The organism is Pseudomonas sp. 43(2021), from assembly GCF_017490805.1.
Lineage (GTDB): Bacteria > Pseudomonadota > Gammaproteobacteria > Pseudomonadales > Pseudomonadaceae > Aquipseudomonas.
The window spans coordinates 1-478 of the sequence record NZ_JAFGYJ010000395.1; the positions used below are offsets into that span (position 1 = coordinate 1).

The following is a 478-nucleotide window of genomic DNA, read 5'->3' on the forward strand; positions in this document are numbered from 1 at the left end:
GTGCTGATCCTGCACGGCACCGACACGCTGGCGTACAGCGCGGCGGCGATGAGTTTTCAGTTGCTCGGCCTACATGCCCGCGTGTGTTTCACCGGCTCGATGTTGCCGGCGGGCGTGACCGACAGCGATGCCTGGGAAAACCTCGGCGGCGCGCTGGTCGCCCTCGGCCAGGGCCTGGCGCCGGGCGTGCATTTGTACTTCCACGGTGAACTGCTGGCGCCGACCCGCTGCGCGAAAGTGCGCAGCTTCGGCCGCCATCCGTTCAAACGCCTGGAGCGTCAGGGCGGTGGTGTGAAGGCGCCTTCGATTCCAGTCGCGCTGAACTACAACCAGCCGAAGCAACTGGCGAAAGTCGCAGTGTTGCCGCTGTTTCCCGGGATCAGTGCCGAGGTTCTCGACGGTCTGCTCGACAGCGGCATTCAAGGTCTGGTGCTGGAATGCTACGGCAGCGGGACCGGGCCGAGCGACAATCCAGAGT

Annotated in this window: 1 protein-coding gene; it reads left to right on the plus strand. The window is 65.3% G+C overall.

The window, feature by feature from the left end:
* A partial coding sequence (locus J5M71_RS27815) for an asparaginase domain-containing protein (RefSeq protein ID WP_207838789.1) occupies positions 1–478 on the plus strand: 478 nt, incomplete at both ends.